At 40.2% G+C, this 14,369-nt stretch carries 16 protein-coding genes and 1 pseudogene; 7 read left to right on the top strand and 10 right to left on the bottom strand.

What is annotated here, in order from left to right; all coding sequences use genetic code 11:
• Positions 1–23: 23 nt before the first annotated feature.
• From pgl to G1O98_RS30590, 3 genes are all read right to left on the bottom strand, one after another.
• Entirely contained in the window at positions 24–746 is a 723-nt protein-coding gene (pgl, locus tag G1O98_RS30600) for a 6-phosphogluconolactonase (RefSeq protein WP_163936201.1), read from the bottom strand.
• Between the two features lie 272 nt (positions 747–1,018).
• A complete protein-coding gene (gene rph / locus G1O98_RS30595; protein ID WP_163936198.1) occupies positions 1,019–1,762 on the bottom strand; it encodes a ribonuclease PH in 744 nt (247 codons plus the stop codon).
• Positions 1,763–1,887: 125 nt separating this feature from the next.
• Positions 1,888–2,511: a nucleoside monophosphate kinase gene (locus G1O98_RS30590; protein WP_163936196.1), complete on the bottom strand. Its 624-nt coding sequence runs from the start codon at positions 2,509–2,511 to the stop codon at positions 1,888–1,890.
• A gap of 343 nt (positions 2,512–2,854) precedes the next feature.
• On the opposite strand from G1O98_RS30590, the gene G1O98_RS30585 reads away from it, so the two are divergent.
• Positions 2,855–3,391 (top strand): P-loop NTPase family protein, encoded by a 537-nt coding sequence (locus G1O98_RS30585; protein ID WP_012409074.1) that lies wholly within the window; start codon positions 2,855–2,857, stop codon positions 3,389–3,391.
• 92 nt (positions 3,392–3,483) lie between these two features.
• Positions 3,484–4,053, top strand: a complete 570-nt coding sequence (dcd, locus tag G1O98_RS30580) for a dCTP deaminase (RefSeq protein WP_175586937.1) — start codon at positions 3,484–3,486, stop codon at positions 4,051–4,053.
• A 141-nt stretch (positions 4,054–4,194) separates the two neighbouring features.
• Here dcd and G1O98_RS30575 read toward each other — a convergent pair whose 3' ends face one another.
• Together G1O98_RS30575 and thyX are read right to left on the bottom strand one after the other, a co-directional pair.
• On the bottom strand, positions 4,195–5,055 hold the full coding sequence (locus G1O98_RS30575; protein WP_163936190.1) for an Rpn family recombination-promoting nuclease/putative transposase: 861 nt from the start codon (positions 5,053–5,055) through the stop codon (positions 4,195–4,197).
• A 123-nt stretch (positions 5,056–5,178) separates the two neighbouring features.
• The gene (gene thyX, locus G1O98_RS30570) at positions 5,179–5,901 is read right to left on the bottom strand and encodes an FAD-dependent thymidylate synthase (RefSeq protein ID WP_163936187.1); all 723 of its coding nucleotides are present in this window, start codon (positions 5,899–5,901) and stop codon (positions 5,179–5,181) included.
• A gap of 194 nt (positions 5,902–6,095) precedes the next feature.
• Between thyX and G1O98_RS30565 the strand changes: the two genes are divergently transcribed.
• Together G1O98_RS30565 and G1O98_RS30560 are read left to right on the top strand one after the other, a co-directional pair.
• Positions 6,096–6,311 carry a chlorophyll a/b-binding protein gene (locus G1O98_RS30565; RefSeq protein WP_114083012.1) on the top strand — a complete coding sequence of 72 codons (216 nt, stop codon included), beginning with the start codon at positions 6,096–6,098 and terminating at the stop codon, positions 6,309–6,311.
• A gap of 142 nt (positions 6,312–6,453) precedes the next feature.
• A complete protein-coding gene (locus tag G1O98_RS30560) occupies positions 6,454–7,035 on the top strand; it encodes a thioredoxin family protein (RefSeq protein WP_163936184.1) in 582 nt (193 codons plus the stop codon).
• A gap of 105 nt (positions 7,036–7,140) precedes the next feature.
• On the opposite strand, the gene G1O98_RS30555 is transcribed toward G1O98_RS30560, so the two are convergent.
• The 3 genes from G1O98_RS30555 to modA form a co-directional block, all read right to left on the bottom strand.
• Positions 7,141–7,809: a PEP-CTERM sorting domain-containing protein gene (locus G1O98_RS30555; RefSeq protein WP_163936182.1), complete on the bottom strand. Its 669-nt coding sequence runs from the start codon at positions 7,807–7,809 to the stop codon at positions 7,141–7,143.
• A gap of 164 nt (positions 7,810–7,973) precedes the next feature.
• A complete protein-coding gene (locus G1O98_RS30550; RefSeq protein WP_163936179.1) occupies positions 7,974–8,567 on the bottom strand; it encodes a DUF642 domain-containing protein in 594 nt (197 codons plus the stop codon).
• Between the two features lie 66 nt (positions 8,568–8,633).
• Positions 8,634–9,488, bottom strand: coding sequence for a molybdate ABC transporter substrate-binding protein (modA, locus tag G1O98_RS30545; RefSeq protein ID WP_175586936.1), 855 nt, complete (start codon positions 9,486–9,488; stop codon positions 8,634–8,636).
• Positions 9,489–10,350: 862 nt separating this feature from the next.
• On the opposite strand from modA, the gene G1O98_RS30540 reads away from it, so the two are divergent.
• On the top strand, positions 10,351–10,752 hold the full coding sequence (locus tag G1O98_RS30540; RefSeq protein ID WP_163936176.1) for a fasciclin domain-containing protein: 402 nt from the start codon (positions 10,351–10,353) through the stop codon (positions 10,750–10,752).
• A gap of 192 nt (positions 10,753–10,944) precedes the next feature.
• Here G1O98_RS30540 and sfsA read toward each other — a convergent pair whose 3' ends face one another.
• Complete coding sequence (sfsA, locus tag G1O98_RS30535; RefSeq protein ID WP_163936173.1) at positions 10,945–11,670, bottom strand: DNA/RNA nuclease SfsA; 726 nt, start codon at positions 11,668–11,670, stop codon at positions 10,945–10,947.
• Positions 11,671–11,910: 240 nt separating this feature from the next.
• Between sfsA and G1O98_RS30530 the strand changes: the two genes are divergently transcribed.
• Complete coding sequence (locus G1O98_RS30530; protein ID WP_163936170.1) at positions 11,911–12,579, top strand: 2OG-Fe dioxygenase family protein; 669 nt, start codon at positions 11,911–11,913, stop codon at positions 12,577–12,579.
• Positions 12,580–12,581: 2 nt separating this feature from the next.
• Here G1O98_RS30530 and G1O98_RS40305 read toward each other — a convergent pair.
• Positions 12,582–12,701, bottom strand: a pseudogene (locus G1O98_RS40305) (DUF711 domain-containing protein); the annotation flags it as partial.
• Between the two features lie 317 nt (positions 12,702–13,018).
• On the opposite strand from G1O98_RS40305, the gene G1O98_RS30525 reads away from it, so the two are divergent.
• Entirely contained in the window at positions 13,019–14,287 is a 1,269-nt protein-coding gene (locus G1O98_RS30525; RefSeq protein ID WP_163936166.1) for a tetratricopeptide repeat protein, read from the top strand.
• Positions 14,288–14,369 lie beyond the last annotated feature (82 nt).

The following is a 14,369-nucleotide window of genomic DNA, read 5'->3' as shown; positions in this document are numbered from 1 at the left end:
TCCCCAATCCCCAATCCCCAAGTTTAATGTTGAAGTTCCGAACCTGCTGCCGCATCCAGCAGCCACCAAAGTTCACCTTGGGGCCGAATTAAGCGGGATGGGTAAGCGAAGTCATCGGCGACAGGTGCAAAGACTTGTGCCAAAGCTGGGCGTTTATTAGCACCAGCAACCAGAAAAATCACATTGAGAGCAGAGTTGATGAAGGGGTATGTGAAACTTATTCTGGGGTTTCCGTCTTTGTTACCTACAGTCACCAGGCGATCGCGTACTTTGAGAGCCTCTGTGTGGGGAAACAAAGATGCAGTATGTGCATCATCACCCATTCCTAGTAATACTACATCCAAGGCGGGAAACTCTACCCCAGAAGAATTGAAAAATTCTTTGAGATGTTGTTCATACTTTGCAGCCGCGAGTTCTGGATTGGCTTCTAAAGTTGGTACGGGGTGAATGTTAGCTGCTGGGATATCAACACGATCTAGCCATGCACGACGCGTCATCAGTTCATTGCTATCGGGGTGATCTGGTGGTACGTAACGTTCATCTCCCCAGAATACATGAATTTTATCCCAAGGCAGTTTTTGAGTAGCGATCGCTTCGTATAACGGTTTAGGTGTACTGCCGCCAGATAAGGCGATGGTAAACCGCCCTCGCTTCTCAATAGCAGTTTCTAACTTAGACAGAATTAATTCTAGCGCTCGTGCAACCAGCGCCGGCTGATCCGGTAGAACTTCAACGGTTTTGCTCATGGCTTCATCATCATATTGCTGGCTTCCAGCAATACCATACCGAACTTATTACAATCCTCCTTTTTAACTTTTGAAACATTTAACATCATGGATTAAGTAGGCTTGAAAAACGTTGACCACCTTATCACCTTCAATGGTAAGTTGTCAGTAGTCAGTCGTACTAACTACTAACTACTCTCATAATTATTTTTATTTACACCCAGTTACTTGATACTTTGTTGATTTACACCACAGAGGATACATTTATTAATTCTTATTAAAAATTAATAAAACTAATTAATCACAAACAATGCTTCCCAATCAGCGATCGCTTCACGCTGGGCAATTAACAATTCCTGAATTCCTTTTTGGGCAACATCTAGCAGATGATCCAACTGAGTGCGGCTAAAGCTGCCTTCTTCGGCTGTTCCTTGGACTTCAATGATTCCCAGGTGTTGATTCATCACCACGTTAAAGTCTACTGTTGCAGCCACATCTTCGATGTAATTAAGATCCAAAAATGGCTCTCCCTCCAGTAATCCTACGGAAACTGCTGCTACCTGTCCACACAGAGGCGATCGCTCTAACACGCCTTCCTGCAACAATTTAGAAATCGCATGAGCCAATGCCACAAACGAGCCTGTAATGGCTGTTGTCCGAGTTCCGGCATCTGCTTGCAACACATCAGCATCCACAGTTAGCGTGCGTTCTCCCAGTGCCTCAAAATCCACTGCTGCACGTAAGCTGCGCCCAATTAAACGTTGAATTTCTTGCGTCCGTCCAGATAATTTCAATAATTCCCTTTCTTGGCGTTTTTGAGTGGCAGATGGTAACATTCGGTACTCAGCAGTTAACCAGCCTTTACCAGTTCCTTCGAGAAACTTTGGAACTCCCTTATTAACGCTAACGGTACAAAGTACTTGCGTATCACCGCATCTTGCAAGAACAGAACCGGGGGCAAAGCGGGTGAAACTGGGGTGAAAGCTAATCGGACGTAGTTCGTAGGGAATCCGACCATCAGGACGCTGCCAAGCCATTAGAATTGCCTCAAGTTTTACAATACTGCCTTAAGATTACCTTAGTGTTGTAAATCTACTGGGGACTGGGGACTGGGGATTGTGAAGAATTCTTCCTAACTCTCCCACTCAGAACTCAGCATTCTTCAAGGAACTGAAAGTAGAGTCAAAATATTTTGCTGCACCATCTCTGGTGATTGGTCGCCGTTGATGGTCAATAGGCAGCGGCGACGGTCGTAATATTCTAGGATTGGAATGGTGCGATCGTAGAATAATTCTACACGGCGCTGCACGATTTCGGGTTGGTCATCTGGTAGCGATCGCCCTAAGGATCGACTAACCATCACTGCTTCTGGAACTTGGAGATAAATTGCCCAATCTAGCTTTTGCCCTAAATCGTCCAATAAAAAATCTAATTCCTCAGCTTGGAAGGCAGTACGAGGATAACCCTCTAAGACCCAATCGCAGTTAATATCTGGTTGTCTGAGGCGAACTCTGATCAAATCAACGATCATTTCGTCTGGAACTAACTCCCCTTTTTGTATGTAGGGCAGTGCATGATAACCTAGTTCATTTAGACTAGCGTAAACCGAAAGAGAAGTCCGGGGATCGGCTTCCGACCATCGCAATTCCGGCAGGGGCTGATTGCCAGATATTGCTTCCCGTAAAATCTCACCTGTAGAAATCAGAGGAATATCAAAGTATCTGCCAAGCCTTTGTGCTTGAGTGCTTTTCCCCGATCCTGAACCTCCCAGAATCACCAATCTCACAACAATTCACTCCTCATGCTGTCAAATTTACTACTTGCTAAGTCTGTTTTGCCCAAACAACTGAAAAATCTAACATCTAGGGATTTTCAGACGTTATCCTCAGCCTTTTTAAATAATTGGAACTGTAACTCTTATGTTTTAACTTTTACAACTATTTACAGGGAAAAGACGTAAATTTAAATCAAAACAACTCTTGACTTACACACAAACGTAGTGTTTGACTAATAATGCAATTTGTCAAATCCACCACACCTGTGAAAAACAGATTGATTATACAGGCAGATTTGTACTAATTACTGTCAGCAAAGAAACTTAACTATTGTATCTTTTTGAACTTAACCCTATGGTTGCCCAGCTAGAAACTCAAAGCATCAACTCAACCCTTACCTTGCCATATCCAGTTGAAGGACTAGTGCAAGTTTTCACTAGCTCACATCGTAATTTTTTCACGAGCGTTATAGCTCAATCACTGAGAATAGCTGGACAAGGAACGTCAGTATTAATCGTGCAGTTCCTCAAAGGAGGTATTCGCCAAGGACATGATCGACCCATACAATTAGGGCAAAATTTAGATTGGATTCGCTGTGATTTGCCTCGTTGTATCGATACACCACATTTAGATGATACGGAAAATCAAGCCTTACAAAAACTGTGGCAATATACACAACAAGTAGTGTGTGAAAGCAAGTATTCTCTCGTGGTCTTAGATGAGTTAAGTTTAGCGATTAACTTTGGTTTAATTCCTGAAACCGAAGTTTTAGCGTTTCTGGCAAAACGCCCTCCCCACGTGGATATTATTCTCACAGGGCCAGAAATGCCTAAATCTCTTCTTGATGTGGCAGATCAAATTACAGAAATCCGCCGGAGTTATCGACCCTAAACAAAGTACTCAGTTCGTGCTAGTATATCGAGTCTGTTTGAATTAACGTTAGCAACGAACTTGTGATTAAGAACGATATCTGGATTACTGAAATGGCTCAACAGGGCTTGATTTCGCCCTTTGAGCCAAGCCTAATCCGAAAAGTGCAAAAAGATGAGTCTGTAGCGGTTCAGCCTGTAATTAGCTACGGTTTGTCTTCTTATGGTTACGATATACGCCTTTCCCCGGCAGAGTTCCGCATTTTTCGACACATTCCCGGAACTGTAGTTGATCCCAAAAACTTTAATCCCGATAATTTAGAGCCAACAGCATTGCATACTGATACTAGTGGCAGTTACTTTATTTTACCTGCTCATTCCTATGGACTTGGGGTTGCTCTAGAAAAGCTGGAGGTTCCTGAGAATATTACAGTAATTTGCATAGGTAAATCAACTTATGCAAGATGTGGCATAATTGCAAATTTAACGCCTGCTGAAGCTGCATGGCGAGGTCATTTAACTTTAGAATTTTCTAATTCTTCTAGTGCTGACTGTCGCATTTACGCTAATGAAGGCGTGGTGCAATTACTATTTTTAGAAGGTGAACCCTGCGCTATTAGTTACGAAGCACGCCAGGGAAAATATCAGGATCAGCAAGAAATTGTGACTTTGGCTCGTATTTAGACTGAATGATATCTAAAAAAACCTTACACAAAATATAGAACTTAAATCTATTCACCAATTGCAGTGCTAGTAATAATTTGATTGCAGATGTATCTAGAGGGTAATTGCGTTTACCGTTGGGCTTGGCTTAGGGCCATTTTTTCATCGCGCTTCTAGCCAAACCTGTAAATCGGCCAAACTAGTAAAATCTAACAGTGCTTCACTCAAATCTTCCAGAACAGGCAAAGGTAAACCAGAAATGGAGGAGCGTATTTCCTCAGAAAGTTCCCCAAATCGCTTAGTTAATTGCCGAAGAATGAGATTAGCTGTTGCTTCCTCACGTCCTTCCTCACGTCCTTCTTCACGTCCTTCTTCCTTAATTTCTCGGTAAACTCGCGTTTCCTTAAGCGTGATTCCTAGCATAGACTCTACCTCCGCTTGGGTTAATTGTTCAAATCTGTACACCATGATCGTCGTTATTAATTCAATTATGGCGCGACTTGATGGTGATAGCGCTTCTTGATTGGTTCTTGTTAACAAATACCTTGCTTCTTCTGGCGCTTGTTCTTCATCCACTGTAGTTAAAACCATCAACGCTACCCATATAGGTAATTGACGAATATCCCCTAATTCATCTAAATACACCCGATGTATTTGTTCACCGTTCAGCAATGAACGATGAGGATGAATATCGCTTTGTTCGATACTGCGCGACGGGTAAATTATCACTGCTTGCCAGTCGCTAAATCTGGCACGGTTGCGGTAGAAATATAACGAAGATTCAGCCCATACTCTTTCATAAAGTTGTTCATCTTTCTGGAACTGAACCTCGCAAAAATATACAACTCCAGCACCATCACTTTCAGGTGGTAGAAATACCCTGTCAATTTCAAATTTTGGTTCTTTGACTGCGACTGAATCAAAACGATAACTATCTGCATTAGTTGGAGGATTTGTCAACAGTTCAAATAGCAAAGTTGGAGACTGTTGAAACAGTTTGTAAAATATTGAGTCTCGACGCATGAAAACATTTTACTAATTTTTTATTTATGATTTTCTGGTGGCTGTTTGGACAATCCCTTTGAGCCAAAACGTGGTAAATCAATCAATCCAAGTGGGACATTCTCAATCCAGCCCAAAATATGATTATGGTGCAAGTCTGGCTTTACCCAGACGCTGTTTTTCATACCATTGCGCGATCGCAGGTGCCCAATCTTCAAAATGAGGCCACATCATTTCACACAACTTCTGAATTTCAAGTTGAGCATCTTTCTTATTTCTCAGGTCACAAAAATGCAAGAAAGACCTTAAATTGAAACTAACTACAAAATGCTGGCGATAATCAAAAGGCACTTTACCTCTTGCGTGTTCTTCAGACATTCCAGCCTCAAAATCAGCTTGATATCGTTTAGCTGCTTCCAAACACCACTCTAAATCTGCTGCTCGTTGCTCTGGTGAATAATGGTATTTTTTGCCTTGTCTATCAGTGTAATAACCAACAGGGCGTAGGTAAAAAACATCTTCTATGTCTTTCTTACCTTCTAGTACATCAATAAATTGGTTGCCTGTGTACCTAAAAGACTGAACATCAAATGATACTCCTACACGATGTGTACGAGCCTGCTGCATGACACTGTGGGGAAAGTAGCCACAGTTGAAAACAATTTGGGGATGCTCTAGAGGCCCATAGTGTCCCCTCTCACCTGCTAAAAGTCGCTTAACAATAACTTCGCCGCTTTGTGACTCTGACGGCCAGGAGTCGCGCTCATCAAACACGAACCCATCGGTATAGTCCTGGTGCATCGCGGCATAAATCACCTGCTGCGGGTTTGGCGTTTTGGCAATAACCTCTACTCGAAATCGATGCATTAGTTTTTAGGAATGGATTTGTGACTGAAAGTGCTTATGCAGAAGAAGCGGAGCCTGTTCGTTAGACATGGCTTTGAACTCGATCCATTATCATATCTCTGCCTTGGACTTCTACTTGAGGAGATTCAGATACTTTACAAATATTAATATTTTTGTTACAGTTGTTTACATAAAGAGAAAACAGGGAAAAATCCATGCGTACAAGCACTGCTATAATTGACGACCAAGGCAAACTGAACAACTTTGCAATCGAGCCAAAGGTTTATATAGACGAGCAAGGCGATCGCACTGGTTTCACTCCCTATGCAGAAATGCTCAACGGTCGTTTAGCAATGATTGGTTTTGTTTCTCTGATAGCATTAGAAGTATTCACAGGACACGGTATTGTTGGTGTTTTGGCAAATCTGTAAAAACTAATTTTTTATAACGTAATTCTCAATAAATAATTAAGAGACGGTAGATTTACCGTCTCTTCTTTTATGGAAAGCTTAGTGCTAGAGTGAATATACTGATAGCAAAAGCCCTTATTAGCGTGAAAATATTAGGTGAACTATGGCTTTAACTGCTTCAACAATGTTGTCACTAGGCACAAAAGCACCAGATTTTAATCTACCTGAAGTGGTATCTGGAAAGGCAACTTCGCTTTCTACCTTTGCAGATAAAAAAGCGCTGTTGGTGATGTTTATTTGTCGGCATTGCCCATTTGTAAAGCACATCCAACAAGAATTAGTGCAGTTAGGAAAAGATTATTTTACAAGTGATTTAGCGATCGTTGCTATAAGTGCTAACGATGCCAAGAATTATCCAGATGATGCACCAGAGTCGTTACAAGCATTTGCCACCGAACAAGGGTTTAATTTTACCTTATGCTACGACGAGAGTCAGGAGACGGCAAAAGCTTACACAGCAGCTTGCACACCTGATTTTTTTGTATTTGACGAGCAACGCAAACTTGTTTATCGGGGACAATTAGATGATAGCCGTCCCAGTAATGGTAAACCTGTAACAGGTGCAGATTTACGCGCAGCCATTGAAGCAGTGCTGGCAGGCAAACCTGTTACAAGCGACCAAAAGCCGAGTGTTGGTTGCAATATTAAATGGAAACCCGGAAACCAACCCAGTTATTTTGGTTAAAAGCGGCTACATCAGCTTATTCATATCCGATCCGGCAACACCGGATTAAGATTGTATAGCGATCGCTCTGTTGTTTTCTGAGAGTGACAAAAAGGGCTATTTTTTCTAACTAATTGCCTTCTTTTTCTTCAACCATATTCCCAAGAAACCGGTAGTAACTACTATTCCTCCAGTAGTCGATGGCTCAGGTACAGACAGAGGTTTTACACTCACATTGTCCAAGTATAAGAAACCATAGCTAGCTCTACCGACCAACTTTAACTCTGTCGATGATTGTGTCGCCACAAAATTTAAGTCATATTGTGTGAAAGGACTTCCAGCAACATTTGTAGTATTTATTTTATCAAAAACTTGATTTCCATCGACAAATGCCTGAAATATGTTATCAACTTGACTGCTATCTTCGTCTGTTCCTAAAAAGAAACTGAGATTATAGTTACTACCGATAGTTGTAGCCAAATTTTGGGATATATAAGCAGGATTTACAAACGAACCAATCGATAAACCTTGATTACCACTCTCATACTGAGGAAAATTGTTAATTCTAATCCCTGATGTATCTATTGGATCGCCAGATTTAATCCAGTCTGTAATATTAGGATTTGGAACATTGGGGTTGTTAGGATCTATGAGTGGGTCGAGTTCAAAGCTTCCATTCCTAACAAGTTCTACTGCTTGTGCTGCTGTATTATAAGTATTGGTAATCACAGCTGTGCTAGCTAAGGTAGTAGTAACACTAAAAACAATAATTGAGAGTTTTTTGGTTAAATTCATCAAACTTGACTCCAAATAATTCAAAATCACAACAACGTACAACGTAATGCATCAAATATCTTCAGATCCCCCTTATAAGGCTTAATGGGGGGGATCTTGATACAACCTAATACTTTACAAACATCCTCTAAGGTGATGAAGCAGCTTACATTTTGACCTATAGTTCATTGTTGTCCTTCATCTTCAGGTGCTGCTTTGACACTCACATCATCCAAATATAAAAATGCATACTTGGCTAGAGAACCAAACTTTATCTCTGTAGATGTTCCTTCCGCTTCAAAATCTAACTTGTATTCTGTGTAGGCTTGGTAGCCAATATTCTTTTTGGAAGAAACCTTCTCACCATTTACAAATACGTGAAGTTTATTATCAAGATTGGGTGCTTCCTCTATGGATGCTAAATAGTAAGTAAGTTGATAGTGTTGACCAGGAACTGTAGAGATAGTCTGTGATATGTAAGCAATGCTTGAAAATGCACCAAGCGATAAACCTTGATTACCAGTATGAGGAAAGTTGCTAATCGTAACACCAGATGCAGCTGTTGGATCGCCAGATTTAACCCATCCTGTAACATTAGAGTTTAAAATGTTGGGATCATTAATATCTGCAAGAGGATCTATTTCAAATCCCCCGTTGTTAATCAGTTCTTGTCCTTCCGCTTGTGCTGTCGATTTATAAGTATTGGTAAGCACAGCAGTATGAAGAAAGGCAGTGGTCAAACTACAAACAATAATTGAGAGTTTTTTAGTGAACTTCACGAGACATTACTCCAAATAGTTCAAAATTCACGACAACGACTACTTAATTGATTTACTTTGTGGTAATTAAGGCGCAAGAAACCCATAATTATTTTTGAAAATATTCTGAGCAGTAGTACCAGTTAAGTAGTTAGAAAAACTCTGTGCGGTCGTTAAAACTGTAGTTCTGGTGAGTATACCCAATGGATAGACAATCGGATTGCTCTCTGTTGTTAGAGCAGTTTCTACAACTCTTACTTTGTTAGAAAGAGCAGCATCAGTTTTGTAAACTGCACCTGCATCGATAGTTTTATTTACACCTCCAACTACAAGAGTTTTATTTTCAACAGCAGTTAAAACGTTACGCACATTGCTAGCAAGGTATAACTTAGGGTTGAGAGTAGTGAAAATACCCCGGCTAGTGAGAACTTGTTTGGTATAATTTCCTGCTGGCACAAGTGGAGGAGTACCTGTATAGTCACCTATGGCAATACCAGTAATATTGGCATTGGTCAAACCATTGAAGCTGGTGAGAGCAGCGCTACCAGCACTAACAGGAGGTGTCGTAGGGGCAATCAAGACTAGACGATTTCTGACAACGTTTTTACGGCTACCTGCTACCAACTTACTTGGGCTTGCATTCTGCAAGACATCTATTTGGTCGGTAGCAGCTGAAATGAAAATATCTGCTGGGGCTCCTGCTTGTATTTGACTCAGCAAGGTACCAGAAGCTCCAAATGTATAAACTACGTTGACAGTCGGGTTAGCATTTTGGAATTGGGTTTTAATTGCATTCAGTGCGTTTGTTAAGCTGACAGCTGCATACACGTTAAGTGTGGTTGTGGAGCTTGCTGGCGATAAATGGACAAATTGAAAGCCTATTACCAACATCATGCTGGTAACTGCTGTAGCTATCCAAGCAATAAGTCTTCTTCTGTTCATGAAAGTTATAGTTTGGGGAAATATTAGCTGAATGTGTCATTTTTGACATAAATACATTACATACAGACAACAGAAATCAACTGCACTGAATGCAGAGGATATGGATAAATCTCATTTAGAGAGAGTTTTGACGTAATTGCTACGCACTAAAAATTCTGGAAATAAACAAACGGACTCGCAATTGCTAAAAGCATTAGTTATGATGAGCCGTTATTATTTCCAAGTAGAATTACACAAACAAAAAGTGAAATGTATTTAGTGATGAAATAATATCAGTTAAACACGCTTATTACCAACATTTTTGGTTATAAAATCCTGACAAAAAGCTTAGTAAGGGAAGTTAAACTTTAAAACCACCCTGAATTACTTATCCAGCATAGGTTTTTTGTAAAAATTACTAAAATATATTTTTACCAATAAAGTAGTTTTAAATGAGTTATTGCCTAATTTAGTTGGTAATTAAGCTGGTGTACTAGTGCTGTACTAACACTAGTGAAAAGCGATCGCACTTACCGATGCAATACTGCTCGGTTAAGGATTTTTAACTCAGAATTGGGTTTGGGGTAAAGGTTAAAGGTTTTTTCTTTCCCCTTTCCCCTTCCCCTTTTCCCCTTAACCGACAAGTATTGCTTACCGATGTGTAAAAAAGGAGCGATATCTGCGGCGGTAAACCACGAATCCAGGAGTGCTTGTAACTCATCTATTTAGATTAACTACATATAATTCTCTGTGTGTATAAAAATATATATAAACTTTTATGCTATCAATAAAAAAATTAATTTGGCATACATCTAACGATAGATAGCTTTTATGGAAAAATAGTTTAGATTTGTAACAGGTTACACAGAACTAGGTAAAACACATGGCCAACATAATTGACACTGCCACTAACAATGGTTCTTTCAAGACACTAGTTGCAGCAATCCAAGCGGCTGGTCTGGTAGATACACTGAAAGGTGATGGCCCATTCACCGTCTTCGCACCCACAGATGAAGCATTTAACAAGCTTCCAGCAGGTACAGTAGACGCATTACTGAAAGATATTCCAAAGCTCAAGAAAATCTTGACCTATCATGTAGTCTCAGGAAAGGTACTGGCTGCTGATGTAGCTAAACTGAAGACAGCTAAAACAGTTGAAGGTTCAGATGTAAAAATTGACGCTTCTAATGGCGTTAAAATCAATGATGCAACAGTTGCAGCAGCAGATGTTGCTGCTGACAACGGTGTCATCCACGTAATTGACACAGTTTTGATTCCTGCATAAACAAACTTCAGAATAGCGAATGCTATTTCTGGGGCAGCGACTACCCATAGTCGTTTCTTGATTAAAATCTGGTTGAATGTTTTTTAGTAAACACCAACTACCAACAAATCCATCTAGACAATATCTAGATGGATTTGTTGTTTTATGTCTGTGGAGACGTTGCAATTGCTAGCCTCTCTTAATTAGGTGTAATCAAATTTTTAGTTTTGCCAAACCTAAATAACGGATACCTTCGGGGGAAATGTCAAAACGGCAAGGTAGGACTTCTAAACCAAGAGCGATCGCATCCCGTAATAATTTACCATAGACAGGATCTGTGCGATCGCCAGGGGAGAACTCGATACAATCACCGCGATTGATAAAGTAAAGCATCACCGCACGAGTTAGAGGTAGTAGCGCCATTAGTTCTCGCAAGTGTTTTTGTCCTCTTGTAGTTTCCGTGTCAGGAAATAAAGCTAATCTTCCCTCAGACAAAGTTGTATTTTTCACCTCTAAATAAATCGGGCGTTCCTCATCACTCCCCGTCAAGAAAAAATCCACTCGACTTTTTTTATCTAGCCCATAAACCACCTCACCCTTGATTTGGCTATAGTCGCCCAATTCTGGAAAAAGGTGTTTCGCCAAAGCTAGCTTTACCACCCGATTGGGCAAAAAAGTATTTATGCCTACCCAAGTCGGCTCATTATCATGTACCTGAATTAGCTCTAAAGTGTAAGCCAATTTGCGGTTAAGATTATCACTTTTGGAAAGCTGTACAGCACTTTGCACAGTTGATACTCCAGTCATTGGCCCTGTGTTGGGACAATGTGCTGTCACTATTTCGCCAGAAGTAAGTTGAACTTCAGCAAAAAACCGCTTGTAACGCTTGAGTAAAATACCCGGATACAAAGGTGGGTAACGATAAAGCCAATCCATCATTATAAAACCTTGTTGCTGCTAGTAAATATACGTCGATTCCTTAACCACCTAACTCTCAACAGCAAATCTCTTCAGCAGCGACTCCCCACTGTCACAAAAATCAAGCAACTTCACATATCATGAATTGTCAATTTTTGTAGTTAAATTGACAACATAGTAATAAAAAGTAGCATATACTCAGTGTTATAAGCCTTCCATAAAAAATCTGGGAGACTTCCAACGTGCAAGGAGGTAAATCCTATGCAAAAAGTGTGGACAGCGACGGAATTAGAATATGCTTTTCTATTTACTTTAAGAAAAGTAAATTCCATCAATCTAGAGGGTTTCAAGCCATTTTTTAGTAATATGCCTGTTGACCCTTATATCAAAGGCAATTATCGTTCCAGAAGATTATCTCGGTTCACTGTTTCTGGAAACGAGTTAATCAAATTACCTCATGGCTACTTTTTTCAAAGTAAAGAATATAATCCATTAGTAGGTGACATAAAAAGAGAGTTTGCAGAATTAGATGATGCACTCATAAAACTTGATATTTTTAGAAATCTTGTTTTAGCATTTAGTGATTCTTGTAAACTTCATCCTGAAGCTGAAATCGGAGTTCATCAAATAAGAATTAGTTGTTCACCAGACAATTTTAGTAATCCAGCACCTGAAGGTATCCATCAAGATGGTACTGATTTTATTGGCGTATTTTCAGTAGATAGAGATAATATCCAAGGTGGAGAAACACATTTATATACTGCCAAAAAAGAAAAACCTGTGTTTAGCAAAGTTCTAAATCCGGGGGAACTCTTATTGGTCAACGACCATGAATTTTTCCACTTTGCAAATCCGATAAAACCAGAAAATAATGGTCAAGGAAGTTGGGATATTTTTGTACTAACTTCTCCTAGCTTACTTTCAGAATAATTTTAGTTAACTGTAAATATTTGACAATCTACGATATGTGGGGAATTGAATGTAGTCATTTCCCCAGTTTTTTTATTTGGAATTGGAAATAATTGGGCTGATAGTGGTTTATCTATAGCAACCCTATCTGATTTGTGAAAATTCTCACTGTCCAGATCCCCGACTTCTTTAAGAAGTCGGGGATCTAACTTTTCACGAATGATTTAGGATTGCTATAGTTGCCATATCAGTTAATATATCTCCAATCTGGAGGTGTACAATCTTTAATTGGGTAAATCCCCCTGAGAAAATTTCCGGGATGTGTTCGTTTTAATTCATTGCAAATCCGAAATCAAGCAAAGCCATGCTGAATACTTAAAATATTAAGAGTAAGTGGATAGGTTAGGCCACGAAGCAAGCTTGCTGAAATTCAACTAACTGAATCAACCAAACAAATGCTATGAATGACGAATTTTACAATAGAGGATTAGAAAAGGCTAGACGAAAAGACTACGCCGGAGCAATTGAGGAATTTAACCATGCTTTACAACTAACACCTTACTTTACCGAAGCTTACTTACAACGAGGTTTGGCATATTATGACTCAGGAGCAATCCTTAAAGCTGTTTCAGATTATACCGAAGCTCTGAAATTTAATCCTGAGAGTGTAGAGGCGTATTATTGCCGTGGATTGGCTAGGGTGGCGCTGAAAAACTTACCGGGGGCGCTAGAAGATGTTGAACGCGCGATTCGTCTCAATCTTAATTATGCTGCGGCTTATAATCTGCGGGGAATGGTGCGGCGCAAACAGGGTTATATTCAAGATGCGATCGCTAACTTTAAAAAAGCAGCACAATTATATCTAGAACAACAGGATAAAGAGAATTGTCGCCTGTGTCTGGAACGAATTAAACAGCTACAACCCCAAGAATTACATGTAGTACAGCAATCACGTTCCACCAATGCACCAGTTTTATCCACCAATGATTATTTCACGCAATTATTAGAAAAGGCTGAAAAGGGAGATACCCAAGAGGCATTGGCAGATTTAAACTGGGTATTGAAAGCCGATTCACAAGATGCCCAAGCTTACTGCTGTCGTGGGGTTGTGCGTTGTAAAATGGGAAATTATCGTGAAGCGATCGCAGATTTTAATCAAGCATTGCGACTAAATTTTCAAGATGCCATTGTCTATCGCAACCGAGGTAAAGCCCGTTCTATATTGGGAGATCATCAAGGTGCGATCGCGGATCTTAACCAAGCACTCCAAATCCAACCACAAGATCCTTTAGTCTATATTGCCAGAGGTAATGCCTATCGGACAACGGGCAACTATCTCGGTGCAATTCAAGATTACACCCAAGCATTGCAAATCAATCCTGATGATGCTCAAGCTTACTACAATCGCGGCATTGCCTATACTTGTTTAGAAGAAATCCAAAACGCCGTGGCAGATTATCAACGGGCGGCGAGTATTTTTTGTGAACAAGAAGACTGGGGAAATTATCAACAAGTCTTAAGTAGCCTAGAAAAAATCCAAAAATTTAGTCCCCAGTCAAAAAGGCAAAAGTATAACATGCTACATCAGCGACTTTTGAGCATGGTTGGGGGATATTGGGAAATTGCCGAAAGATTGATTCAGCAGAAGCAGGATTATCATCCTGGAATGTCAGACGAGTGGTATTTGCAAAAAGTGATTGATGATTTAGAACGCGATCGCGGTAGATAAAAATGAAGGAGACAAGAGGCAGGGCACATACTTCTCGGTTAAGGGGAAAAGGGGAAGGTGGGGTCCCCTCTGGGGATAAGGG

Origin of the sequence: Nostoc sp. UIC 10630 (assembly GCF_010747425.1) — a bacterium.
In the GTDB taxonomy this organism is placed as follows: Bacteria; Cyanobacteriota; Cyanobacteriia; order Cyanobacteriales; family Nostocaceae; genus Nostoc.
This window is presented reverse-complemented; position numbering and strand designations above follow the sequence as displayed.

Bases quoted from the DNA above. Each gene is read 5' to 3' on its own strand.
- dcd (WP_175586937.1), top strand. From the start codon at position 3,484: ATGGCTCAACAGGGCTTGATTTCGCCCTTTGAGCCAAGCCTAATCCGA.
- pgl (WP_163936201.1), bottom strand. From the start codon at position 746: ATGAGCAAAACCGTTGAAGTTCTACCGGATCAGCCGGCGCTGGTTGCA.
- G1O98_RS30525 (WP_163936166.1), top strand. From the start codon at position 13,019: ATGAATGACGAATTTTACAATAGAGGATTAGAAAAGGCTAGACGAAAA.
- G1O98_RS30540 (WP_163936176.1), top strand. From the start codon at position 10,351: ATGGCCAACATAATTGACACTGCCACTAACAATGGTTCTTTCAAGACA.
- G1O98_RS30555 (WP_163936182.1), bottom strand. From the start codon at position 7,809: ATGAATTTAACCAAAAAACTCTCAATTATTGTTTTTAGTGTTACTACT.
- rph (WP_163936198.1), bottom strand. From the start codon at position 1,762: ATGGCTTGGCAGCGTCCTGATGGTCGGATTCCCTACGAACTACGTCCG.
- G1O98_RS30575 (WP_163936190.1), bottom strand. From the start codon at position 5,055: ATGCGTCGAGACTCAATATTTTACAAACTGTTTCAACAGTCTCCAACT.
- sfsA (WP_163936173.1), bottom strand. From the start codon at position 11,670: ATGATGGATTGGCTTTATCGTTACCCACCTTTGTATCCGGGTATTTTA.
- modA (WP_175586936.1), bottom strand. From the start codon at position 9,488: ATGAACAGAAGAAGACTTATTGCTTGGATAGCTACAGCAGTTACCAGC.
- G1O98_RS30565 (WP_114083012.1), top strand. From the start codon at position 6,096: ATGCGTACAAGCACTGCTATAATTGACGACCAAGGCAAACTGAACAAC.
- G1O98_RS30530 (WP_163936170.1), top strand. From the start codon at position 11,911: ATGCAAAAAGTGTGGACAGCGACGGAATTAGAATATGCTTTTCTATTT.
- thyX (WP_163936187.1), bottom strand. From the start codon at position 5,901: ATGCATCGATTTCGAGTAGAGGTTATTGCCAAAACGCCAAACCCGCAG.
- G1O98_RS30560 (WP_163936184.1), top strand. From the start codon at position 6,454: ATGGCTTTAACTGCTTCAACAATGTTGTCACTAGGCACAAAAGCACCA.
- G1O98_RS30585 (WP_012409074.1), top strand. From the start codon at position 2,855: ATGGTTGCCCAGCTAGAAACTCAAAGCATCAACTCAACCCTTACCTTG.